This is a genomic window from Lacibacter sp. H375 (genome assembly GCF_037892425.1).
GTDB lineage: Bacteria > Bacteroidota > Bacteroidia > Chitinophagales > Chitinophagaceae > Lacibacter.
On the sequence record NZ_JBBKTT010000001.1, the window covers coordinates 2810638 to 2834841 of the forward strand.

23 protein-coding genes are annotated in these 24204 nt (G+C 40.7%); 10 read left to right on the top strand and 13 right to left on the bottom strand.

Annotated features, from left to right (window positions below):
- Positions 1-2: 2 nt before the first annotated feature.
- The 4 genes from msrC to WG954_RS12275 form a co-directional block, all read right to left on the bottom strand.
- On the bottom strand, positions 3-506 hold the full coding sequence (gene msrC / locus WG954_RS12260; protein WP_340436848.1) for a free L-methionine (R)-S-oxide reductase MsrC: 504 nt from the start codon (positions 504-506) through the stop codon (positions 3-5).
- A 136-nt stretch (positions 507-642) separates the two neighbouring features.
- Entirely contained in the window at positions 643-2529 is a 1887-nt protein-coding gene (locus WG954_RS12265) for a family 10 glycosylhydrolase (RefSeq protein ID WP_340436851.1), read from the bottom strand.
- 117 nt (positions 2530-2646) lie between these two features.
- Positions 2647-3498, bottom strand: a complete 852-nt coding sequence (locus tag WG954_RS12270) for a dienelactone hydrolase family protein (protein WP_340436852.1) — start codon at positions 3496-3498, stop codon at positions 2647-2649.
- Between the two features lie 83 nt (positions 3499-3581).
- Positions 3582-4130 (bottom strand): hypothetical protein, encoded by a 549-nt coding sequence (locus WG954_RS12275; RefSeq protein WP_340436854.1) that lies wholly within the window; start codon positions 4128-4130, stop codon positions 3582-3584.
- A 228-nt stretch (positions 4131-4358) separates the two neighbouring features.
- Here WG954_RS12275 and WG954_RS12280 point away from each other — a divergent pair, with 228 nt between their 5' ends.
- Positions 4359-4736, top strand: a complete 378-nt coding sequence (locus tag WG954_RS12280; protein WP_340436856.1) for a DoxX family protein — start codon at positions 4359-4361, stop codon at positions 4734-4736.
- A gap of 173 nt (positions 4737-4909) precedes the next feature.
- Positions 4910-5713 carry a DUF5694 domain-containing protein gene (locus WG954_RS12285; RefSeq protein ID WP_340436858.1) on the top strand — a complete coding sequence of 268 codons (804 nt, stop codon included), beginning with the start codon at positions 4910-4912 and terminating at the stop codon, positions 5711-5713.
- A 57-nt stretch (positions 5714-5770) separates the two neighbouring features.
- Here WG954_RS12285 and gcvP read toward each other — a convergent pair whose 3' ends face one another.
- The 3 genes from gcvP to WG954_RS12300 all read right to left on the bottom strand — a co-directional run bounded on the left by gcvP (position 5771) and on the right by WG954_RS12300 (position 9739).
- Entirely contained in the window at positions 5771-8635 is a 2865-nt protein-coding gene (gene gcvP, locus WG954_RS12290) for an aminomethyl-transferring glycine dehydrogenase (RefSeq protein ID WP_340436860.1), read from the bottom strand.
- A gap of 286 nt (positions 8636-8921) precedes the next feature.
- Complete coding sequence (locus WG954_RS12295) at positions 8922-9422, bottom strand: SRPBCC family protein (RefSeq protein WP_340436862.1); 501 nt, start codon at positions 9420-9422, stop codon at positions 8922-8924.
- Positions 9419-9739 (bottom strand): ArsR/SmtB family transcription factor, encoded by a 321-nt coding sequence (locus WG954_RS12300; protein WP_340436864.1) that lies wholly within the window; start codon positions 9737-9739, stop codon positions 9419-9421. The genes WG954_RS12295 and WG954_RS12300 overlap by 4 nt, the downstream gene beginning before the upstream one ends.
- Before the next feature lie 166 nt (positions 9740-9905).
- On the opposite strand from WG954_RS12300, the gene WG954_RS12305 reads away from it, so the two are divergent.
- Both WG954_RS12305 and WG954_RS12310 read left to right on the top strand, forming a co-directional pair.
- Positions 9906-10391, top strand: a complete 486-nt coding sequence (locus tag WG954_RS12305; RefSeq protein WP_340436867.1) for a YkgJ family cysteine cluster protein — start codon at positions 9906-9908, stop codon at positions 10389-10391.
- Between the two features lie 86 nt (positions 10392-10477).
- Positions 10478-10912: a hypothetical protein gene (locus tag WG954_RS12310; RefSeq protein ID WP_340436869.1), complete on the top strand. Its 435-nt coding sequence runs from the start codon at positions 10478-10480 to the stop codon at positions 10910-10912.
- 348 nt (positions 10913-11260) lie between these two features.
- Here the strand turns inward: WG954_RS12310 and WG954_RS12315 are convergent, their stop codons facing one another.
- Positions 11261-11794, bottom strand: a complete 534-nt coding sequence (locus WG954_RS12315; RefSeq protein ID WP_340436871.1) for a thioredoxin family protein — start codon at positions 11792-11794, stop codon at positions 11261-11263.
- Between the two features lie 38 nt (positions 11795-11832).
- Here WG954_RS12315 and WG954_RS12320 point away from each other — a divergent pair, with 38 nt between their 5' ends.
- Positions 11833-12408, top strand: a complete 576-nt coding sequence (locus WG954_RS12320; RefSeq protein WP_340436873.1) for a UbiX family flavin prenyltransferase — start codon at positions 11833-11835, stop codon at positions 12406-12408.
- Between the two features lie 51 nt (positions 12409-12459).
- Here WG954_RS12320 and WG954_RS12325 read toward each other — a convergent pair whose 3' ends face one another.
- From WG954_RS12325 to folK, 4 genes are all read right to left on the bottom strand, one after another.
- A complete protein-coding gene (locus tag WG954_RS12325) occupies positions 12460-13356 on the bottom strand; it encodes an MBL fold metallo-hydrolase (RefSeq protein ID WP_340436875.1) in 897 nt (298 codons plus the stop codon).
- Positions 13357-13447: 91 nt separating this feature from the next.
- A complete protein-coding gene (locus WG954_RS12330; protein WP_340436877.1) occupies positions 13448-14683 on the bottom strand; it encodes an MFS transporter in 1236 nt (411 codons plus the stop codon).
- Positions 14680-15312, bottom strand: coding sequence for a deoxynucleoside kinase (locus WG954_RS12335; protein WP_340436879.1), 633 nt, complete (start codon positions 15310-15312; stop codon positions 14680-14682). The genes WG954_RS12330 and WG954_RS12335 overlap by 4 nt, the downstream gene beginning before the upstream one ends.
- 65 nt (positions 15313-15377) lie before the next feature.
- Positions 15378-15866 carry a 2-amino-4-hydroxy-6-hydroxymethyldihydropteridine diphosphokinase gene (gene folK / locus WG954_RS12340; RefSeq protein ID WP_340436881.1) on the bottom strand — a complete coding sequence of 163 codons (489 nt, stop codon included), beginning with the start codon at positions 15864-15866 and terminating at the stop codon, positions 15378-15380.
- A gap of 62 nt (positions 15867-15928) precedes the next feature.
- Between folK and WG954_RS12345 the strand changes: the two genes are divergently transcribed.
- Together WG954_RS12345 and WG954_RS12350 are read left to right on the top strand one after the other, a co-directional pair.
- Entirely contained in the window at positions 15929-17035 is a 1107-nt protein-coding gene (locus WG954_RS12345; protein ID WP_340436883.1) for an ABC transporter permease, read from the top strand.
- An 83-nt stretch (positions 17036-17118) separates the two neighbouring features.
- Positions 17119-17694: an SRPBCC family protein gene (locus WG954_RS12350; protein ID WP_340436884.1), complete on the top strand. Its 576-nt coding sequence runs from the start codon at positions 17119-17121 to the stop codon at positions 17692-17694.
- Here the strand turns inward: WG954_RS12350 and WG954_RS12355 are convergent.
- Complete coding sequence (locus WG954_RS12355; RefSeq protein WP_340436886.1) at positions 17678-18880, bottom strand: anhydro-N-acetylmuramic acid kinase; 1203 nt, start codon at positions 18878-18880, stop codon at positions 17678-17680. The genes WG954_RS12350 and WG954_RS12355 overlap by 17 nt on opposite strands.
- 156 nt (positions 18881-19036) lie before the next feature.
- Here WG954_RS12355 and WG954_RS12360 point away from each other — a divergent pair, with 156 nt between their 5' ends.
- The 3 genes from WG954_RS12360 (at position 19037) to WG954_RS12370 (ending at position 24197) form a co-directional block, all read left to right on the top strand.
- Positions 19037-19783 (top strand): DeoR/GlpR family DNA-binding transcription regulator, encoded by a 747-nt coding sequence (locus tag WG954_RS12360; RefSeq protein ID WP_340436889.1) that lies wholly within the window; start codon positions 19037-19039, stop codon positions 19781-19783.
- 114 nt (positions 19784-19897) lie between these two features.
- Entirely contained in the window at positions 19898-22852 is a 2955-nt protein-coding gene (locus WG954_RS12365; RefSeq protein ID WP_340436891.1) for a SusC/RagA family TonB-linked outer membrane protein, read from the top strand.
- 19 nt (positions 22853-22871) lie between these two features.
- Positions 22872-24197, top strand: coding sequence for a RagB/SusD family nutrient uptake outer membrane protein (locus tag WG954_RS12370; RefSeq protein ID WP_340436892.1), 1326 nt, complete (start codon positions 22872-22874; stop codon positions 24195-24197).
- The last annotated feature ends 7 nt before the right edge of the window (positions 24198-24204 follow it).

Sequence of the window (24204 nt, forward strand, 5' to 3'; positions counted from 1 at the left end):
ATTTAGAATTCGATCAACGCAATAATTTCTTCGAGGTATTGCTGATCTGTTTCGTCGAATGTATCCAAATCGGCACTGTCAACATCAAGTACCGCCAACACTTTGTTGTTGCGGATAACCGGCACTACAATTTCTGATTTGCTTAAACTACTGCAGGCAATATGACCGGGGAATTTTTCTACGTCGGGAACGATCAGTGTTTTTGCTTCAAGCCATGAACTGCCGCAGACACCTTTTCCTTTGCGGATTCGGGTGCAGGCAACAGGTCCCTGGAATGGCCCGAGAACCAACTCTTCACTCTTCTCTGAAAATGCTTTGGCTGAGCTGGGCTTCACCAAATAGAATCCCACCCATAGCCAACCAAATTGTTCTTTCAAAGCAGCACACACATTAGCAAGATTAGCTGTAAGATCAGGCTCGCCTTCAAGCAAACCTTTGATCTGTGGAATGAGTTCAGCGTATTGCTCTTCTTTTGTTCCCTGGATGATGTGGAGATCTTCCGCCATAATAAATGTTTATGCAAAGGTAGGTGAATGAAGAATAGGCAGTAATCAATAAGCAATTGGTGAACCGTATAGTTAATGGACCCCCGGACGACTGTCGACGGACCACCACTACCAACTTGCCACAATCCACTAACTATTATTTTGTTACCACCACCTTTAATGTTTTCTCAATGTTTTCGATCTGCAATTTTACCAGATATGTACCTGCAAGTAAGTTACTGGTATTAAACCGAACTAATTGTTTGCCGGTTGATTGAATGCCATCCACCAGTTTCATAATTTCTCTTCCATCGCTATCAACCACAAAGAGTAAAACCGCAGTTCGTTTAGGCAAAGAATAGTTGATGATCGTATACGCTGTGGAAGGGTTAGGATTAGCGATCATTTCAATATCAGCAGCCGGGCTTGTTACTTGGGGCTGAGGTTTTTCAACTACAGGTTTAGGCTTTTCAACAGGAGGTGGCGGTGTAACTGCATTAGTTATCGGCAGAAGCGAAACTTCTCTTACATTACTTGCTGCACTTTCGTTATGGAAACGATCAAGACTTGTTACTACATAGTAGTAAACCGAGGGAGCAAGGTTGCTGTCAATAAAGCTCGTTGCTTCATTGTTGGCTGTAACATACTGTATTGCTTCTGCATCTTCTAAATTAACAGTTGCGTTGTTAAAACGGTAAACCACAAACTGTCTTACTTTGTCCAGTTCATTTGTTGTGGCTACAGGTTTGGTCCAGCTGAGTTGCACATGATTGTTGATGACTTGTGCCGTTACATTACTTACCGGTTGTGGAACAGTGTTATCACGCCAGGGCATGGTAGGTAACAATGCGGGTGTAATGTAAAGATGCTCTTGCAATGAATCTCTGAATTGTAAAGGGTTAATAACAAAATAACGGGTGCGGAAAAAGGTGCTGCCCAAAACATTATTGTATTTCCTGTTAAGCCTTATCTGGTTATTGATCTGCGAAGGATTGTTCCATCTTGCATCATTGTCTAATTCTGCTTTTATTTTATAAATTGCCTGCCCGCTGTAAATGTGCCGGCCATTTGCAATACTGTTCCACCATGGTACAAGTACAGCATAATCTGCAGTAGGAAAGCCAATGCTCCAGTAAATTTGTGGAGTAACATAGTCAACCCAACCTTCCTGTAACCATTTTTTTGTATCAGCATAAATGTCACTGTAACTCTGCAAGCCGCTTGTTACCGATCCTGTTGCATCATTGCTTTTATTGCGCCAGATGCCAAAAGGAGATACGCCAAATTTTACCCAGGGCTTTACTGTTTTAATACTATCGTAGCTGCGTTGAATTAAGAGATTGATGTTATCCCTTCGCCAATCACTTTGATTACTGAAACCTCTTGCGTAAGCAGCAAAGCTTGCATCATCATTAAACCGTGCAGTTGTTCCGCCTGCTCCGGGGTAGGGATAGAAATAATCATCGTAATGAATACCATCAACGTCATAACGTCGTAACACATCCATTACAATTGAAAGAACATAGTCACGCACGGCAGGGATACCGGGGTTTAGAATGCGTAAAGAGCCTTGTGCAATCAGCCATTCAGGATGTTTGTTGGCAACATGACTTGAGGCATAGCTGCCGATAAGGTTATAATTATTGACTGCACGGTAAGGATTGAACCATGCATGTATCTCAATGCCACGCTTGCGACATTCATCGATCATGAATTGTAACGGATCAAAACCGGCAGCAGGTGCAATGCCTTGCTTGCCTGTTACAGAAGCACTCCAAGGTTCTAATGCACTTTGGTAAACCGCATCGCATTCATTTCTTACCTGGAAATAAATGGCATTGATGCCGGTTTGCTGATGCATATTGAGCAAGCTGATCACAGAATCTTTTACTTCCTGCACCGTTCGTACAGATGTGCTGGGCCAATCAAGATTTAAAAAAGTAGATAACCATGCAGATCTTAATTCTCTTTTAGGCGGAGTTTGCGCATTGGTAATCGAAATAAAAATAAACAGGCTTAGGAAGCAAATGATCAGTCGATTCATAAGATGTTGACAGGTGTTCAAAACAGGAATTTTATAAAATAGTTGTTGCACGTCTGCTAATTATCAAAAAGGAAGCCAATGGCTTCCTTTTGCAAATATGGGGCATAAGAAATTCTGTTATGCTAAATATTTTTTGAAAAAATCGATGGTGCGTTGCCATGCAAGTTTAGCAGCGGCTTCATTGTAACGTGTAGGAGCTGTATCATTATGGAATGCATGATTCACATCAGGATACATGTACAATTCATAGGTTATCTTGTTATCTTTTAATGCCTGTTCGTAAGCGGGTGCTCCTGCATTTACACGCTCATCTAAAGAAGCATAATGCAATTGCACCGCTGCTTTAATTTTTGGTACATCGGCAACAGCAGCTTGTCTGCCATAAAATGCAACTGCAGCTTTTAACTCGGGAACATTCACCGCTAAAGTATTTGCCATACCACCTCCCCAACAAAAACCAACACATCCGAATTTTCCACTACTGTCTTTTCTTGTTTTGAGATAATTGAAAATATTGATGAAGTTGGTTTGTGTTTCCTGTTGATTGAGTTTAGTGAAGAGTGTTCTTGCTTCATCTTCATTAGCAGGAGTGCCACCCAGCGGAGCTAATGCATTTGGTGCAATGGCTAAGAAACCTGCTGTTGCAGCACGACGTGCAACATCTTCAATATGCGCATTCAATCCACGGTTTTCATGTATCACCACAACTGTTCCGTACTTCGCTTCTTTTTTGGGGCGTGCCACATACGCTTTCATTTCTCCGGTTACGCCTGGGTAAGTGATGTATTCGGTAAACAGATCGTCATCGGGTGTAACTGCTGCTTTAGCATAATTACCTTCCAAAAATGGAAGAATAGCAACTGCTGCAGCAGTGCTGCCGGTTAAAATTGCAAGGCGCTTCATGAAATCTTTGCGTGGAAGTGGCTTGTGCGTGTACTCGTCGTAGAGATTAATAATTTGCTGATCCATCTGCATGTTGATTTAGGAGGATAAGTTACAACCTTTCAACAGCATATGTTTTGCCGTTCATCGAAATGATAGAGGAAAAAAAATCAGAAATGAAATCCTAGTTTAACCGAAGCTTCAGGATTCAACAGCGGAAGTGTGTACTGTTTCATATCAACAGTAACATTTTTATCTCCCCCGGTTCTTATACTCAAACCGACCCAAGGCGAGACGTAAATATTTTTATGTAAGCGGATGTTATAGCCAACACTTCCGTTCAGTAAGAAATTTTCAAAGCCGGCTGTTTGTAAATGAGCATCTGTCTGGATGCTGCTTTTCCAGTATACCAATCCGGCACCTGCCCACCAGCCATTCCAGTTTTCTTTCAGAAAATAATCTGCTACCACGGCATAAGAGCTGATATGATGATTGCTAAATCCATTGCGTGTGATGAACTCCGGCATATTTACGCCGGCAGTTAATAGTCGCACACGTACATGAGCTTTCCCGATCCATGCTGCTCCAAAATATCCACCGGTAACATAGGGAAGTGCGTCGAGTTCAATACCCGCCTGCACGGCTTTTTGGCCTGTTTGTGCCTGAGATGAAACTGCGATCAATAGTAATACGCAAATGGTTGTAATGAATTGTTTCATTGAACAAAACTAGTTTGCCGCATAACAGTTGCTGATGAGGAACTGCAGCAGATGACCTGATTTTTATCATCCTTGAAAAGCATCAAAGTTGTCCGTGCGCTCACATTTGTCGCAAGTAGCCATGATGTTTGTCGCAGTGGCACAGGCAGAGTTTCTGTTGTGTGGGGTAGTTTTGTTTCTGTTACGAAGAGTATTTGTTATTTTAACGCTAAACAATCATCAATCAATATGAAACCAAAAACAATCAACATTCTCTATTGGGTATTTACAATTTTATTCGGTGCTCTAATGATCTTTTCATCTGTGGGCGGTATTGGCCCAAATGAGCAGACAATTGAAATCTTTCATAAGTTCCTGGGTTATCCCATTTATTTTATTCAGTTCATCAGCTGGGCAAAAATTATTGGCGTGATTGCGCTGCTTCTGCCAATTGACCGAACAATGAAAGAGTGGGCCTATGCAGGTTTGTTTTTTGATTTGGCAGCTGCTGTTTATTCCGGTATTGCCGCAAGTGGCAAGTTTGATCCGCAAATGCTGGGTATGTTAATGTGGATCGTACCGGGTATACTTTCTTATTATTTCTGGAAGAAGAAGATATCAGCGTGATCAGTTCAATAGATCATTTTTTATAAAAGCATGTTGAGAAAATCAACATGCTTTTTTGTATAAAATTTGACCAGTAAAGTACGCTTCATTGAATAATTAACACACTTCAGCAGAAAAAATCTGATCAACTGTAACGTTTAAAATAGCTTTATCGTCACACGCAAAACGTTTATATGAAACAGCTATTTATTCTTTGCCTATTATGTTCATTCGTGGCAATTGCAGGCAATGCACAACAAAAGAAAACCAAAGTATTGTTGCTGGGAAGTTTTCATTTTGATAACCCGGGACTGGATGTGGCGAAATTTGAAAACGCTAATATCCTGTCGGCCAAACGACAGGCAGAGGTTCTGGAAGTAGTTGAAAAAATCAAACAATTCCGACCGGATAAAATTTTTATTGAGATGCCTGTTGAACGTCAACCAAAACTCGACAGCAGTTTTAATAAATACAAGTCAGGTGAACTAAAACTAGCTGCATCGGAAACTCATCAAATTGCTTATCGTGTAGCCAAAGAGCTAAATCATACAGGCTTGTATGCTGTGGATTATACTGAAGCGGATTTTGCGTTCGATAGTTTGATGAAGTCTGCGACTGCGGCAAAGCAATTCGAGTTCCTGGAAATGATCAAGCAGACGATTGGCGCTATTGAAAAAGATTTTAATGAATCACTGAAAACAAAAACAGTTAAAGAGATTTTATTACACCATAACTCGCCTGAGTCTGTTAAGACGGCGGTAGGGATTTATTATGAATTTCTTATTGCGGGTGAAAAAGGTAATCATGTTGGTTCGTATGTAACAAGTGAGTGGTGGAGAAGGAACATGATTATTTATGAAAATGTTCTGAAACGTTTAGATGGTAAAGAAGAACGCATCTTAATCTTATTCGGTTCGGGACATACGGCTTTATTACATGAAATGATGAAGTATAATCCAAAACTGGAATTAGTACCGTTGGCAGATGTATTGAAATAAAATAAAAACGTCCCGCTCACATAGCGGGACGTTTTATTTTGTCTATTACCAATTGAATTACGCTTCTTCTTCTGCATAACTGCTCACCGGCTCGCAAGTACAGATGAGATTGCGATCACCATATGTATTATTAATGCGGCTTACGCTTGGCCAGAATTTATTCAGCGTTACATAATAAAGAGGAAAGGCGGCCTGTTGTCTTGTGTAAGCATGATTCCATTCATCAGCTGTGACCACATGTTGAGTATGTGGAGCATTCTTTAAAGGGTTATCTGCTTTGTCGGCTCTACCTTCTTCAATATCACGGATCTCCTGGCGAATGCTCAGCATTGCATCGCAGAAACGATCCAACTCTGCTTTGTCTTCACTTTCTGTTGGTTCGATCATGATCGTACCTGGTACAGGGAAACTCATTGTTGGTGCATGGAAACCATAATCCATCAAACGTTTTGCTACATCTTCTGCTTCAATGCCTGCTGTGTTTTTAAACGGACGCAGATCAACAATAAATTCATGTGCACAGGTGCCGTTCTCATCGGTATAAAGAATATCAAAATCTTTATCCAGTCTTGCCTTCATATAGTTGGCATTGAGGATGGCATATTCAGTTGCACGTTTCACGCCTTCTGCTCCAAGCAAGCGGATATAGGCATAACTGATGAGCAGGATCGAAGCAGAGCCATAAGGCGCTGCACTAACTGCACCAGTTGTATTTTGATTTACATGGCCAGGCAGATAAGGCCCAAGATGTGCTTTCACACAAATTGGTCCCATGCCGGGGCCGCCGCCGCCGTGCGGAATAGCAAATGTTTTATGCAGATTGAGATGACAAACATCAGCACCAATTAACCCCGGTGATGTTAAACCAACCTGTGCATTCATATTAGCTCCATCCATGTAAACCTGTCCACCGTGTTGATGAACGATCTCGCAAATTTCTTTTACAGTTTCTTCAAAAATGCCGTAGGTACTTGGGTAAGTGATCATCACACCTGCAAGGTTTGCACTGTGTTGTTCAGCTTTTGCTTTAAAGTCGGCAACATCAATATAACCGTTCTCTAATGCTTTCACCACTACCACTTTCATTCCTGCCATCACCGCACTAGCAGGATTTGTACCATGTGCAGAAATAGGGATGAGGATGATGTTGCGGTTTGCATGTCCGTTGGCTAAATGATAATCACGGATTGCTAACAAACCTGCATATTCACCTTGTGCACCACTGTTTGGTTGCAAACTACATGCATCAAAACCTGTGATCACATTTAAATATTGTGATAACTCATCGAGGATCTGTTGATAGCCTTTTGTTTGATCTGCTGCTGCAAACGGATGAATCTTGCTCCAGTGTGCCCAGCTCAACGGCATCATTTGCGTTGCTGCGTTCAGCTTCATGGTGCAACTTCCCAAAGAGATCATCGAAGTATTCAACGAAAGATCTTTGTTCTCCAGTTGTTTCATATAACGCATCATCTGGCTTTCACTGTTATGCGTATTGAAGTTTGGATGAGTTAAAAACGCACTTGTTCTTGTTAATGTAGATGGAATATGTTTGAGAACAACTTCCTCTTCAACAGAAAAATGAACAGGATCAACATCATTTACAAAACAATTGATCAGATCATACAAATCTTCCAATGTTGTTGTTTCATCAATTGAAATACCAATTGTTGAGGCATCAACATAACGAAGGTTGATCTCCTGCTTTTCAGCTTTTGCTTTTATTACAGAAAGGTCTTTTACTTTCACAGCAATTGTATCGAAAAAGAAATTGCTCACTAATTCAAAACCTCTTTCTGTTAATCCATCAGCAACTGTTTGTGCAAGTAATGCCACACGTGTTGCAATGTTGATCAATCCCTGCGGACCATGATACACAGCATACATTGCTGCCATGTTCGCTAACAAAGCCTGTGCTGTACAAATATTCGATGTTGCTTTTTCACGTTTAATGTGTTGCTCTCTTGTTTGCAACGCCATCCGCAATGCACGGTTGTTTTGTGCATCAATACTTACTCCAATGATACGCCCCGGGATAGAACGTTTAAATTCATCTTTGGTGGTGAAGAACGCCGCATGCGGTCCGCCATAACCAAGAGGCACACCAAAACGCTGAGCTGAACCAAAGGCAACATCTGCACCCAACTCACCAGGAGGGGTTAATAAAGTGAGAGCTAACAGATCAGTTGCCATGGCCACAAAACCACCAACAGCTTGTACCTGTTGAATAAACTGGCGGTAATCTTCAACCGAACCAATATTGTTTGGGTATTGAACTAAAGCTCCAAAATATGTTTTGTCGATCGATGCTTCTTTATAATCGCCAAACACCAATTCAATACCCAATGGAGTACCACGGGTAACAAGCAAATCTTTTGTTTGAGGGAACACTTCGTTGTCAACAAAAAATTTCGGTGCATTAATAACATCGGTGCGGTTTACATGATGAAACAACATGTTCATTGCTTCAGCTGCAGCAGTTGCTTCATCTAGTAAAGATGCATTTGCAATAGGAAGACCTGTCAGGTCGCTTACCATTGTCTGAAAATTTAATAAGCTTTCCAAACGACCTTGTGAAATTTCAGCCTGGTAAGGAGTGTATTGTGTGTACCAGCCCGGGTTTTCAAAAACGTTACGCAAGATCACCGAAGGAGTGATGGTATCGTAATAACCTTGACCAATGTAATTTTTAAACAATTTGTTGTTGAGTGAAATGTCTTTGAGGTGTTTCAGCAGATCAGCTTCGCTCATAGCATCCGGAATAGCCAGTTTATCGTGGTTACGGATGGAGGCGGGTACTGTTTTACTGATGAGTTCTTCCATGCTGCTTACACCAACCGTTTTCAGAAGACTTGCTTCTGCACCTGTGGTTCCAATGTGGCGACGGGAAAATTCGTTTTGTTGCGCTTCAAAAAGGTTCATGTGATGTCGTACGTTTATTCTGATCTGTAAATGGAAAAGTAACTGCCGGGCAGCTGTCTTTAATCTCATGTTTTCCAAAAAATTAAAGACGGGCAAAGTTACGGGCAGAATCGATTCAAATAAACAGCTGTTAGCAGGTGGGGAAAGTCTGTGAAATCGGTTGCGCAGCGGAAAGAATTCAGCTCACGTTTCTTAATAGATCGTTTGAAGCCTGTATACGTTAAACAAAAAGGAAGCAAAATTCTTTCTGCTTCCATTTTAAGTAAGATGAGACAATATTAGTTGTTCAGATCTTGTTGTTCTTAAACAATTCTTCTAACTGATCAAAGCAGATGGAAATACCTTGTTCAAAACCCATATCAACAATTGTTTGCAGGGCTGCTTCTGTAGGATAAAGCATTCTAAATTCTACTCTTGTGCCTCCGGGTATTTCGGTAAACGAGTTGTTACCTGTTGAAACAGGAAGTTCATTATTCACCACACCATTTTCATCACAAAAAGCATCTTCTATGTCAAAGTTTTTATGATGGTTGATGGTAATATAATTCATACGTGCCCAATGCCGCTGATCTTCAGGGCCAACCATTGCATATAGCCAAAAGCCGCCGGGCCTGAAGTCTTGCGATTTTGTTTCAGCACGCCAGGGCGAAGGTCCCCACCACTGATCAAGCAATTCGCTCTCAGTAAATGCACGCCATACATCTGTAAGCGGTGCGTTAAATTCTCTTGACACAACAATTGATTTTTCCTGAAAATCTTTTGCAACCTTTGTTTTATTCGTACTCATTTTTTGTTGTTTTTTAAGTTTGATAATACGTTGTCTAATTGGTTGAACTTCGTTTCCCACATTTGCCTGAATGGCTCAATAAAGTCGGCTACTTCTTTCATTTTTTTTGCGTTCAGTTGATAATAGATCTCCCTCCCGGTTTGTTCCTGTTTCACCAGTTGGCATTCAGTGAGAATGCGTAGGTGTTTCGATATTGCCTGACGGCTGGTATCAAAACGTTCCGCAAGTGCGTTGGGTGTCATCGATTGCGTTGCGATGAGAACGATTATGGCACGTCTGGTGGGGTCTGCAATGGCTTGAAATACGTCTCTTCTCATTATTTGTAACACGGCTTTATGAAACCGTTCGGTTGCAAATATACATGCAACCATTCGGTTTCGCAAATTTTCTACCTGTTTTTTTATTGGTGCACTAGTGGAGGTGGTTTCTTTCTTCGGCTGTTCAAATAGCTTGCCGTTTTCACCTAACGATTACATTTGCAGCATGGCGGACGATCTACTTCAAAATTGGGAAAAGAAAGCTGAGGAACACCAAAAGGAATATGGACGTTTTTTGAAGCGTGCCGATAAGAATAAAGTGTTGAAACAATTACCCGATCTGCATGAAGAGGCTTTTGAAAAAATTGATTGTCTGCAATGTGCCAACTGTTGTAAAAATTATTCACCCCGATTTAAGACACCGGATATCAAACGTATCAGTAAACATCTCCGCATGAAGGAGAGCGATTTTATTGAAACCTATCTCTATCTCGATAACGAAGGTGACTATGTGGTGAAATCAAAACCTTGTCCTTTTCTAGGTGCTGATAATTATTGTGGTATTTATGAGGTTCGTCCGTCTGATTGTGAACGTTTTCCTTATACCGATGAAGATGTGATCTTAAAACGACCACAGCTAACCCTAAAGAACAGCACGTTTTGTCCAATCACTTATTTTGTGTTGGAGAAACTGATGGAGCAGAAAAAATAAGTAAGCTGTTAATTTTTTTGGTGCTAGTTGTAATTCTTTTGTTTAAAGAAATTAATCTTTACTTTCATTCAACTTAACACTTACGTATGAAAATTATGAAACAAAGTATCCTGTTGCTTTTAGTGGCTGTATCGTTTACAGCCTGTACAAAAGGGTTTTATATTGATGGGAAAAAAGCACAAGCGGTAACGATTACTGATATGGGCGAAATGTATTCAACTTATAATTTATCGCAGGCAGAGAAAACAGAAGTTAGCCGCCAGTTAAATGATAAATCGCTTCTTGATGGTATTATACGATATACAAAAGAAGGTACATGGCCAGATGCTGTTAACACGTTGGACGACAGGTTGGCAAATCGTAAAACGATGGAGCGTTATAATTTTTACAAAGTGGCTTCTTTCGGAAACAAAACTATTGTGAGCGCACCGGCCGAAAAAAATCAACACATGCCGGCGGCTTATATTCCGCAAGGGCCGATGTATATTATTTTTTCAAGCTCTGTTGTAGCGAGTAAATAAGCAGCTAAAATATTTTTTCCAGTTTGGCTCAGCAATGAGCCTTTTTTATTTCTAAAATTTCAACAAAAAAAATATCCCCACCTGGAAAGGAGGGGATATGGCTAATCAGTTACCATTAACCATTAAACCTTATCATCACACAAATAGACTGAATATTTTTTTTAAGAGTTGCATGGTTGTGTCATAATTCAGTAAGGAGCAGCAAAAACCGTTGGAGTTTATTTTTTGAAGGCATAAAAAAACCTCTTCCGGTAAAGGAAGAGGCGCTAATCAGTTACCATTAACCATTAAACCTTATCATCAATGGCAAAATAGAATATTTTTTTGAATTATTGTTGAAACGTTAAATTATTTCCAGCTCGGTTTAAAATTTTTAGCATAGTCATCAAAGCTCACCTGGCCATACTTTCGCTCAGCAAAATACCTGGCCACCAGTTCCATTTCTTTTACCTCTAACATACCGGAAATAGGCTGAGGATCATCGTTTAACGAGGGAATGATCACAGTTGTGGGATAAGCTAACTCGCCATTCGTCAGCATTAAAGCAACCTCATTGGTTTTATAAGACGGGTTAAACTTATAGGTATTACCTTTCCATTTTACTTCCGACCTGGTTTCAGCATTTAATTTTACCGTATAAAAATTTGTGTTGAGGTATTTAATGAGGTCCTGGCTCGTGTACGTTTTGCGGTCCATCACCTTGCACCAGCCACACCAATCGGTATAAAGATCAATGAGGATAGGGCGGGGTTCGGTTTTCATTTTAAGTTCAGCTTCTTCCAGTGATATCCAATTCATTTTTTCTTTTGCATTCTTTTGCTGAAAAGAACTGATGCTGATGAACAGAAAGAAGAGGGCGGAGTAAAAACAAAACTTTTGCATAGTATTTTTGTTACTGTTACAAATTTAAACGCTTTCACGTGCATAAAATTGTTATTTCTGTTACCGGCGCCAGTGGATCGATCTATGCGAAACTCTTATTGCAGAAGCTTTTGGCAGCCAAAGATCAGTGGCAGGAAGTGGCAGTTGTTATGACAGAGAATGCAAAAGAAGTGTGGCGCACTGAATTGCAGGATAAGGAGTATGAAAATCTGCCTTTCAAAATTTATTCAACAACCGATTTTACTGCTCCATTTGCATCGGGCTCAGGGCAGTTCAACACAATGATCATTATTCCCTGTAGCATGGGTACGCTCGGCCGCATTGCAACAGGTGTATCAAATGATTTGATTACACGTGCTGCTGATGTGGTGTTGAAAGAAAGAAGAAAACTGATCTGCGTTGTAAGAGACACCCCTTACAATCTTATTCATATCCGCAATATGGAAACGGTTACGCTGGCCGGTGGAATTATTTGTCCGGCTACTCCAAGTTTTTACAGCGTGCCGAAAACAATTGAAGAAGTTGCAGCAACTGTTGTTGATCGTGTGCTTGATTTAGCAGGGATTGATGTGAAGACGTTTCGCTGGGGGAAGAGAGAAATGAAAGATGAGTGATCAGTGATCAGTGCAATAACTCATCACTGATCAATCACCTCCCCTTACTGTTTACTGTGTTGTCAGCTCTTCATACACCGCAGTTAATGATCGTTGAATACCATCGCCGATCCATTCTGTAACTCCGGGTATCGATTTGTTCTTCAGAAAATCTTCTTTACTTGTTCCGGCTTTTATTTCTGATTCAGCAAATGCAACAAGCTTTTCAAAATAATTTTGCATGGCTTTTATATCATCAACCTTGCCATACACTTCAAAACCCTGTGATGCGTGGCCGTAAACAAATGTTGTTTTCTTATTGAATTTCTTTGTGGTTTGTTCCAGCACCTTTATCCAGTTTCTAACCGAAGCACCTGCCGTACGATCAATAAACGGATAACGACGGTTGTTGATCAGATCACCCATATGCACAATATCTGCATGTTCAAAATGAATGAGTGCATCACCATCTGTATGAGCTGCACCAAAATAATGCAGTGTGATCTTTTCATTGCCAATCTTCTGACTCCATGTTTTTCCAAATGTCTGATCAGGATACAATTGTTTATCTTCTGTCTTTGCTTGTTTGGCTACTCGCTCCTGGTTGGTCTTTGAATTTTCATGAGCCAGCACATGTTCTACGATTCCTTTGAATGAAATGTTACCACTGCTGTGATCGCCATGGTGATGTGTGTTGATGAGTAATTTGAATGGCTTCTCAGAACGTTTCTTCAATTCATCGATCAGATGTTTACTCTGGTCAGGGAATTGGGTATCCACCACCACAATGCCTTCTTTGCTCAGGTAGAATAAAATTGTTCCGCCACGCTCGGTAAACACTCCAATATCATCCGTGAGCATTTTGATGTTCCATGCTTCCTGCTGAAACAGTTGTGCCAATAACGATTGTTGAAAAGCAAGAGCGCCAACAGTGAGTGATGATGCCCAGAGAAATGATTTGCGGTTCATACAGAATTGTTTATTACTGTAAAATAAACAATCTCCTGTTTTGTTTACAAGCAAGACGAATATTCTGCATTAATATGGATGAATGGCAAACTCAGTACTCGAGTTTGCGAAGGGTTGGCGCTTTAAACCAGGTGATGGTTACAACAATAAGTGTCATGCAACCTCCAAAGATCACGGAAGGAACAGTGCCCATGATGGAAGCAGCAGTGCCACTTTCAAATTGACCAAGCTCATTGCTGCTGTTGATGAAGATCGAACTTACACTGCTTACACGTCCTCGCATTTCATCGGGAACAAATAACTGCAGCACAGTACCTCGTATGATCACACTTACACCATCAAACAAGCCGCTCACGAAAAGTGCTGCAAAACTCAACCAGAAATTTTGTGACAAGGCGAATATCAAAATACAAATACCAAACCCACCAATTACATAAAATAGTTTTTGCCCCTGCTTGTTTTTCATCGGCTTCCATGTTAAGGCAGCAATGGCGATAAAATTGCCGAGATACGTTGCTGCTGTTAACCAGCCCAAACCCTCGGGACCAACATGTAAAATATCTTTTGCAAACACTGGCAGCAAGGCTGTAACACCCCCAAACAAAACGGCAAACATGTCTAAGGTCATAGAACCAAGCAATGCCTTTTGTGTAAGAATAAAATTGATCCCTTCTTTTACACTTTCCCATGTGCGTGCGTTACCCGGTTTAAACAACACAGGTTTTTGTTTTACATTCTGCATGCAGAAAACTGCAATGAGCACAAGTGATGATACAACCGTGAAAGCCACTGTTACATTGGTATAACCCATCAACAAACCTGCGACACCCGGACCAATAACTGCCGCAAGTAACCACGCCATACTGTTAATAGATGTTGCTCTTACTAGCTGTGTTGGTAAAACCATCTGTGAAAGAAATGCGTTGAATGCCGGACTGCTGAAAGCTCTCATCGCACCGGTTGCTGCTACCAATCCATAAATGCTCCATTGAACAACTGATGTGGAATTTGATTTGATAAAATAATCGGATGTAATGAAAAGCATGCCGATCATAATTGCAAAATACAAGAGCATGCAAATGCTGATGAGTCGTTGTTTATTACTACGGTCGATCTTTACACCTGCCGGCAATGCCAATAAAATAGCCGGGATCACTTCCGATAAACCAAGCACACCTAATGAAAGTTTACTGCCTGTTACTTCGTATAATTTCCAACCCAATAAAACCGGCGTCATACGTAAACCTGCCAGGAAAATCAAACGTGCGGTAACATACCATGCAAATTCTTTGTTAAGTAAAAAGGGTTGTTTGGCAGGTTGGTTCATGGCAGTGTAAGATAATGTTGCCCCTGTTCGTATTCTTTATCCAATGCATCAATGATCACTTGCAGGTGTGCTTTGTTGCCGAGAAAATCGGCATTGCTTGCGTCTACAAATAACGTTTTTACATTATGCTGTTTAATATACTGCGTGTAGGTTTCTTGTATGCTGAATAAATAATCATCAGCTATCTGTTGCTCGTAACTGCGGTTACGTTTGCGGATGTTCTGCTGTAAACGGGAAACAGGTGAGTGAAGATAAATGAGTATTTCTGGTTGAATGAGTTGTTGATGAATGATATCAAACAGGCTTTGATATAACCTGAATTCATCGGCCGGCAGATTCACTTTTGCAAACAACAAACACTTCGTAAACAAATAATCGGAAATAGTGATGGAGTTGAACATGTCCTGCGTGTGCAACAGATCTTTCAGCTGTTTGTAACGCTCAGCCATAAAAAACAGTTCTAGCGGAAAGGCAAACTGTTTTGGGTTTTCGTAAAACTTTGGGAGAAAAGGATTGTCTGCAAATTCTTCCAAAATTAAACGGGCATTGTAATGTTTGCTCAGCATATGTGCCAGTGTTGTTTTACCGGCACCAATATTCCCTTCTATTGTTACAAAATGATATTTCATCCGTCGGCAAATTAAAGCATGCGGGCAAATCGTGGAATGAACTTATACAGTTTGTGGAAAAGTACTTAACCAAGCTTCTTCACAGCCAGTTGATCGGCACATTCTTTCAGCAGAGTAGAAATAGTCCTTTTGTAAACGGGATGCACTTTACGGGGTGAAAGCTCAGCAAGTGGTATCAACACGAATCGTCTGTCCTGAATAGCAGGGTGGGGAAGGGTAACAATAGCCGAATGATAAATGAGATCATCATAAAACAAGATATCCAGATCGATAGTGCGTGGCCCATATTTTTCAGTACGGATACGCCCGAGTTCCTGCTCGATTTGCAACAGGGTTTTCATGAGTTCATCGGCAGATAGACTTGTTTGTAATACGATGACTTTGTTTAAGAAAGCTGCCTGTTTGGTTTGTCCCCATGCCGCTGTTTCGTAGATCGATGATTCTTTGCTGATGCTGCCGCAGCGCTCCTGCATCAATCTGATCGCTTTTTGCAAGTATTGTTTTCGTTGCCCCTGGTTGCTGCCCAATAAAATGTAAACCTTGTGTAGCGACATGCTGTAAAAATAGGGATGAAAAAGTTTTTCGGGCAACAGCATAAACAAATAGCTTTGCGCCCATGAGTCAACCTTACAGCCAGTGGAAAGCGATGCTGGCTATTTCCAGGGCAAGTTTCCGGGCTATTTTCCGCAGTCCATCGGCTGTGATCTTCAGTTTTGCTTTTCCGCTCATTTTTATATTGGTGTTTGGTTTTATTGGTGGTGGAAGTCCAACCGTTCGTATCGGTTTTACAAAAGGCACAGATACTTCGCAGAACAATGCAGTCTATCAACAACTGTTGAAATACAAAACCATTCGGGTGATGGAGAAAAACGAAGAAGAATTAAAAAGTGATCTGTCGAAAGGGCGCATTACTGCTATTCTCGATATGAAGCCAAACGGCACTGATACGTTCCCGTTATACAACATCAGTATTCAAACCTCCACTGCAAGTGTTGATCGTTTGGCGATTCTTCAATCAACCTTAAAAGATATTATTGTAGACCTTGATCGAAGAAAAGCGCCTAATGCACCAACTTATGCAAGCATTGATCTGCCCCCGCCAATGCCTGGACGCATTTATAAAACCATCGATTTTATTTTGCCCGGCCAACTAGGTTTTTCATTGTTGAGTGCCGGTGTGTTCGGTGTAGCATTTTTGTTTTTCAATCTGCGTCAGCAATTGGTATTGAAACGTTTTTTTGCTACACCCATTAAGCGTGGTTATATTTTATTTGGTGAAGGGATCAGCCGGGTTGCATTTCAATTGATCACTGCAATTGTGATTTTATTGATCGGGCGTTTTGTATTTGGTTTCACTTTAGTTCATGGTTGGGTAACATTTATTGAATTATTGTTGCTGAGTTTGGTTGGATTAATTGTGTTCATGGGCTTTGGTTTTATTGTAAGTGGGTTGGCAAAAAATGAAAGTACCATTCCTCCATTCGCCAACATGTTCACCTTGCCACAGTTTTTATTGGCAGGAACTTTTTTCTCAATCGATACATTTCCAAAATGGCTGCAACCAATTTGTAAGGTTTTGCCTTTAACCCACTTGAATGATGCAATGCGCAACATTGCTTTTGAAGGAAGTCATTTGGTTGATTGCGGAAAGCAACTTGGCATACTTGGTTTGTGGGGAGTAGGATTGTATGCAATCGCAATTAAAGTTTTTAAATGGGAATAAAACAGGATGTCTGATTTGTGATGTCGGATTTATGATAGGTTCAGTTACGATGAACTGTCAACTATTAACTATCAACTTTTCTTATGCGTTTAATAAAAATGTTTTTGTTTGTGCTGCTTGGATTGTTTGCTGTCATTACAATCATCGGGTTGTTTATTCCGTCGAGTGTAAAAATTTCACGTGGCATTATTGTAACTGCCGACAGCAGCAAAGTGTTCAAAGAATTAAGTGATGTAAAGAACTGGAACAAATGGTTGCCATGGATCACAGCCGATAGTGGAGCGATTGTTCAACTCTCAGCAGTTACTGATCAACCGGGTTCTTACTTCCGTTGGAAAGGTGTGAAAGTCAACAGTGCAGGAACTATGACCATTCAGTCAATCAAACAAAACGAAATTTTAGTATTGCATGAACTAAAGGATATGAACAAAGCCGAAGGCGGTTTTCGCATCCGCAGCACAGGTGCAAACAATAAGGTAACCGAAGTGCTCTGGTATATGGAATACAAATTGAAATGGTATCCCTGGGAGCGCTTCTTTGGCATCTTTACCGACCAGATCATTGGCTCAGCTTTCGATAAAGGATTGGAACAATTCAAAAATTATATTGAACTCACTGATGAAAATAATACATCAGCTTCCATCACCATGGGAAACTGATCTTCCCCATTGTTACAGATGGAATTCCTTTTAACTCATTGCTGAATTGCACATTGCCACCTGCAATACATTCGTTGGCGAGTATGGCAAACAACACCGCTTCTTTTGCATCAGGATTTATGCCCAGCTCACTTGTTAAATGAATAGGAACATTAGGTAGTAATCGTTTTATCTGCTCCATCAATAATGGATTGTGCATACCGCCACCACTTGCGTATAAATGAAAAGTATTATTCTGCGGCATTGTTTTGATGATAGCTTCAGCGATAGTTTGAGCCGAAAATGCATTCAATGTTGCCATTGTATCATACACGTTCAAATCAGTTGTGCCCGATTTTTCTTTTGCAGTTTGTAAATAATGCAGATTAAACAATTCAGGTCCCGTTGTTTTAGGAAATGATTGTTGAAAGAACGAATGATCTTTTAATGCGTTTAGTAATGATGCATTGATCGTTCCTTTTTTTGCAACTGCTGCATCTTCATCAAAATATTTACCCGGGAAATATTGCTGCATCAATGCATCCATTAATGTATTGCCCGTTCCGGTATCGGTACTGAAAATTTTATTAGCATCCATTGAACCGGGAAGAAAAGTAAAGTTGGCAATGCCACCCATGTTAAGCATAATGCGGTCTTCGCCTTTCTTCGAAAAAATAAAATAATCACCGTACACAGCAAGTGGTGCACCTTCGCCACCGGCAGCAATATGCTTCTGACGAAAATCACTGATAGTAATGATGCCTGTTTCAACAGCCATATGATCGCCATCGCCTATTTGCAAAGTAGCATTGCTGAATTTTTCCTGTTGATGCAAAGCCTTTGGTGCATGATACACCGTTTGTCCATGGCTTGCAATCAAATCAACTTCTTCTTTGTTGATATTGTTCTTTTGCAGAAAAGAATTGATCATCGCTGCCTGCTGTTGTGCAACCCAGGGATTAAGTAAGCATAATTTTTCAAAGTCAACCTCTTTTTTAGAAAAGACAGATTTGATCTCTGCTTTAAAATCAGGATCATAAGCAATGGTCTCAAACGCAGTCAATTCAATTTTGGTATCATGCCCTTCGCCTGAAATTGTGCAATAGGCAATATCCAAACCGTCAACTGAGGTGCCGCTCATTAAGCCAATAATGCGGCGTTGCTTTTTCTGCGCAATGGCAGTTAATTGTTGCATATTCCTGTTCATGGAATAAATATAAGAAATGCCCGAATTTGCACCCGGTTTGATTTTTTATGCTGTTTTGTGCCGTTCATGTAGAAAGAGCTTGCATTTTTTTGCGGGTTTTAAAAACTTTTGTACTTTTCCTTTCTCTTATTTCTAACGATTAACAGCCAAACCAACATGCTAAAGCAGGAAAGACAAGCTTTTATTGTACACCAGGTGAACCTGCACAACCGTGTGTTGTCATCTGACCTTAGTACGCAGATCAGTGTATCAGAAGATACCATCCGCCGTGATCTGCAGGAACTAGCTGACAAAGGCAAGATCATTAAAGTGCATGGCGGTGCGTTATCAAAATCATTCAGCAGCTCTATCAATTCCTCAAGTGTCTATAGTATTGATGCTAAAAAGACGATCGCTCAAAAAGCTGCATCACTTATTAAGGATGGGATGTTTGTGATGAGTACCGGTGGTACTACCATCATCGAAATGGCCAAAGCATTGCCGGAGAATTTGCGTGCAACATTTATAACGGGTAGCCTGCCCGCAGCATTGGAATACATTCATCACCCAAACATTGAAGTGATCTTTATTGGTGATAAATTATCGAAGAGTTCACAGATCTCCATTGGTGCAGAAGCCATTCTTAAGATCAGGCAATTTAAAGTGGATCTGTGTTTTCTCGGCATCAATGCACTTGATCTTGAACATGGTTTAACTGATAATGATTACGATGTAGTGCAAGTAAAGAAAGCCATGCGTGAATCAGCATCAAAAGTAGTTGCGTTATCCATCTCTGAAAAAATAAATACCGTTCAAAATATCCAGGTGTGCAAAGCAAATGAACTGGATATGTTAGTAACCGAATTATCACCTGACAGCAACATCTTCGACCCTTACAAAGAAGCCGGCATCAGCATTCTTTAATGCTCCACATTGATTATTCAAACTAAAAACTGCAAAATGAAACGAAACTTAAAAAAGCAAAAAAGCAGATGGGTTCAAGTGCCCTTATTTCTGCTCTTGTTAATGCTCTGTTCAATGGTACAGGCACAAGTAACAATTTCCGGTAAGGTAACCGCTTCGGGTAATGCAGCAGCATCCAACGTCTCGGTAGTGGTGCGTAATACAAATTTTGGTACATCAACCGATGCAACCGGAGCGTATAGTTTTTCTGCTACTCTGAAACCGGGTAAGTATGTATTGGAGTTCTCAGGTGTTGGATATAAAACAGCAACAAAAAATATATCCATTGAAAGTGGCACAAACAGTTACACAAGCGATATTGAGTTAGAGGATGACGTATTAGGTCTTGATGAAGTTGTTGTAACAGGTACAGGTGTTGCCACTAAGAAAAAACAATTGGGTAATGCTATTGCAACAGTATCGGGCAGAGAGTTAACAAGAGGTGGCGCAACATCTATTGATATGGGTTTGCAGGGAAAAGTTGCAGGTGCACAGGTTACACAAAACAGTGGAAACCCTGCCGGTGGTATTACTGTTCGTTTACGTGGACCAAGTACCATTGTTGGTTCTTCTGATCCTTTATATATTGTTGATGGAGTCATTGTCAATAACGATTCCCGGCAGTTGATCGATCTTGGTGGTTATGCACAAAACAGGTTGGTTGATATTAACCCTGCTGATATCGATCGTATTGAAATTATTAAAGGTGCAGCTGCAGCAGCTATCTATGGTTCAAGAGCTAATAACGGTGTAGTACAGATATTTACAAAGAAAGGTCGTGAAGGCAAACCCCAATTCAGTTTCTCTACACAGTTGCGCAGCAGTTCACTCCGTAAAAAAATGGAGTATAATCAGGTGCCATTCCGTTTTACAAATTTTGTAGCAAGCGATCTTACTACCGTTCCTGTACAGCGTTATGATTTCCAGGATAAAATTTTTCAAAATGCTATTGGCACAGAGAATGTGTTGTCAGTTTCGGGAGGCACTGTTAATACAAAATATTATGCGTCGGTTTCAAACCTTTATAACGAAGGCATTGTACGCAATACCAATTTTATGCGGAATGGTTTTCGTTTAAACCTTCAGCAAAAGCTGAATAAAACAATGACGCTTAATTTCAATACTGCTTATACATACAGCACCAGTAAGGAAATTCCCAATGGTGGTATCAATGAAGCATATGGTGCTTTGACCGGTTTTATTTTTGGCAATAACTATGTTAATCCGGATAAAGATCCTGCAACGGGTATTTATCCATCTGTAAATGCAACAGCTATTGTTGCACGTACAAACCCATTGGAAGCAATTGAGCGTTTCGATTTCCGCCAAAAGACAAGCCGTATTGTATCAAGTGCACAGTTAACCATTAAGCCGGTTACAGGATTGAATATTGAGTTTACTTCAGGGATCGATAACTACACGCAAACAGCAACTGCCTATATTCCTCCACGTAATACAACGCCTTCTTATAACGGTGGTTTTATACGTCGTGCAGATGCGACTGTTATGCAGTTGAATAATGATCTTACAGCTACCTATCAAAAAGAAATTGCAAATGAACTGCAGTCAACAACATCATTGGGTGGAACACTACAATACGATCGTACGTTGACTTTTTCTGCAAATGCAACACAGTTGGGTGCATTTGGTCAAACCATTAACAACGGAACCATTGCTGCTGGTGAGTTTAGAGGCGAGCGTGTAATTATGGGTGCTTTCCTGCAACAAACATTTGGATTTAAAAACAGATACTTTGTTACAGGCGCAGCACGTGTTGATGCATCGTCTGTGTATGGCATTGATAACCGTTGGCAGTTCTTCCCCAAAGTGAGCGGAACATATATTGTATCAAATGAAAAATTCTGGACTGATGGTCTGGCAAAAGCAGTAAGCAGTTTAAAACTGCGTGCAGCATATGGACAGAGTGGTAACTTAACTGCCATTGGTCAATACGACCGTTTTACAAATTTCTCACCAGTAGTTTATGGCGGGCAGGCTGGCTATATTGCCCCATCTACATTGGGTAATTTCACAGTGAAACCAGAACGCCAAACGGAAGTTGAAGTTGGTTTCGACCTTGGCTTGTTAAATGATGCCATCAGTGTTGAATTCAGCTATTTCAATAAAGATGTAAAAGATCTTATTCTCAACCGCACACTTGCTCCAACAACTGGTTATAACAATCGCTTTGTAAACATTGGTACCATGACCAACAAAGGATTTGAATTCCTTGTTCGTGCAGTTATTCTTAATAAGAATAAGTTGCGCTGGGTATCAAGCTTGTCTTATCTCAATAATAAGAATGTAGTAAATGGTGTGGAAGGTAACGGCGTATTGCCGTTTGCCGGTGGCTTTGGACAGGTTGCCGCAGTGAATGGTTATCCGTTAGGTGCATATTACAGTACCTTCTTTGCACGAAATCCTGATGGAACTTTGCTGCGTGATTTGAATGGATTGCCACAACGTGAAAGAGGAATACAATTGGCTAATGGTAACTACACAGTTCAACGTGGTGCAAATGGTCAACCAACCGGTACATTGCTGAGTAAGGTAATTGGTCAGCCAAATCCTAAACATGTCATTTCTAAAATTGACGAACTCGATTTCGGCAAATTTAATTTCCGTATGCAGTGGGATGCAATGTTGGGTTATGATGTATTCAACTTTACCAAGCGTGTAGGTGATCGTGATTTTTATGGCGGATTGAAAGGATACGAACCTGAGTTGCGTGGAGAAGTACCTAAAGGTACAAGCGCTGCTCTCTTCAGCATTTTTGAAAACTGGATCGAAGATGGATCGTTTGTAAAGCTTCGTGAAGTATCAGTAGCTTATAATATGAAGCCGAAGTTTTTAAAAGGCAACAGTATGCGTTTGAGTGTAATTGGACGTAACCTGCTTTCATTTGATAAATACAGCGGATGGGATCCGGAAGTAAATGCTGCAGGACAGGATAATGCGGTGCGTGGTTTCGATTTTGTGGAAGTACCGATCCCAAGAATGATCATGTTTGCAGTAAACATTAATTTCTAATTGAAAAAAATTTAATGATATGAAAAAGATATTCGTCTGTTCTGTATCCCTCATTGCATTTGCATTCAGCAGTTGCAAGATGGATATTGTAAATCCGAATGGTCCTACTGATGCGCAGGTTGTCTCTACACGTGAGGGATTGATCACTTACAGTATTGGTATGAAACAAAACTATGCTGCTTCTGCTTTTGAATCGCTGGCAATAACAACCGGTGGCACAACACGTGAAGTAAAAGGTATAGCCACATTTACGAACGTACTTGAAATTGAAGCAGGCGGTTCTGCATTGCCAACATTTAATGGAAATGTATTGGGTGTTTGGTTGCGTATGAATCGTGTAATGGGTATGGCGGATGATATTATTGAAAATGCGCCAACTGTTCTTGCAACAGATAACGCCATGCGTTCAGGTGTGGTAGCACATGCACATTTATTTAAAGCCATGGCGATTGGGGGATTGGCAACAGCGTTTGAACAAGTACCTGTTGCAACCAATAAAGCAGGTGGCGTAACATTTGTTACCCGTCAGAATGGTTTATTAAAAGCAATTGAGTTGCTCGAACAGGCTGCAGCATTAATTGCTGCAACTGCACCATCAGCCGAATTTAATACAAGAGTAGCGGGTGCAAATTTTAACCTGTTGAATTGTATCAATGCATACCTGGCAAGATATAACCTGATGGCAGGCCGTCATGCACAGGCAATTGCTGCTGCTAATCTTGTTCCATTAAATTCAGCTTCACAGTTTGCATATGATGGTGCACAAACTGTAAACCCTATTTTTAATCAATTACGTGTGGTAAACAGTTTTTCTCCACGTGATAATTTTGGTCTACCGGCAGGTATGTTCGATCCTGCTGATGGGCGCATTGCTTTTTATTTCCAGGGAGCACAAGTAACTAGCGGTCCTGATGTGTTGCGCACTATTCGTGGTTTTGCACAAACAAACAGCAGCCCTATTCCCGTTTATTTACCCGATGAAATGCGTTTGATCAAAGCTGAAGCTATTCTGCGTTCCGGCGGTACAGTAGCAGACGCAATTACAGAGATCAATGCCGTGCGTCAACAATCAACCGGTGATGTTTTTGGCGTGCATGCTAACCTACCGGCATATTCAGGTTCAACTACAGTAAATGATCTGCTAATCGAAGTTTACCGGCAGCGTTGTGCTGAGTTGTATTTAAGCGGACTGCGCTTAGAAGACAGTCGTCGCTTTGGCCGTACAGCTCCTCCTGCAAATGTAAATCCCGTTCCTGTAACATTTGAACGCAACAGGAATTTCTATCCTTATCCTGACCAGGAACGATTAAATAATCCAAATACACCCGCCGATCCGGCGATATAAATATTTT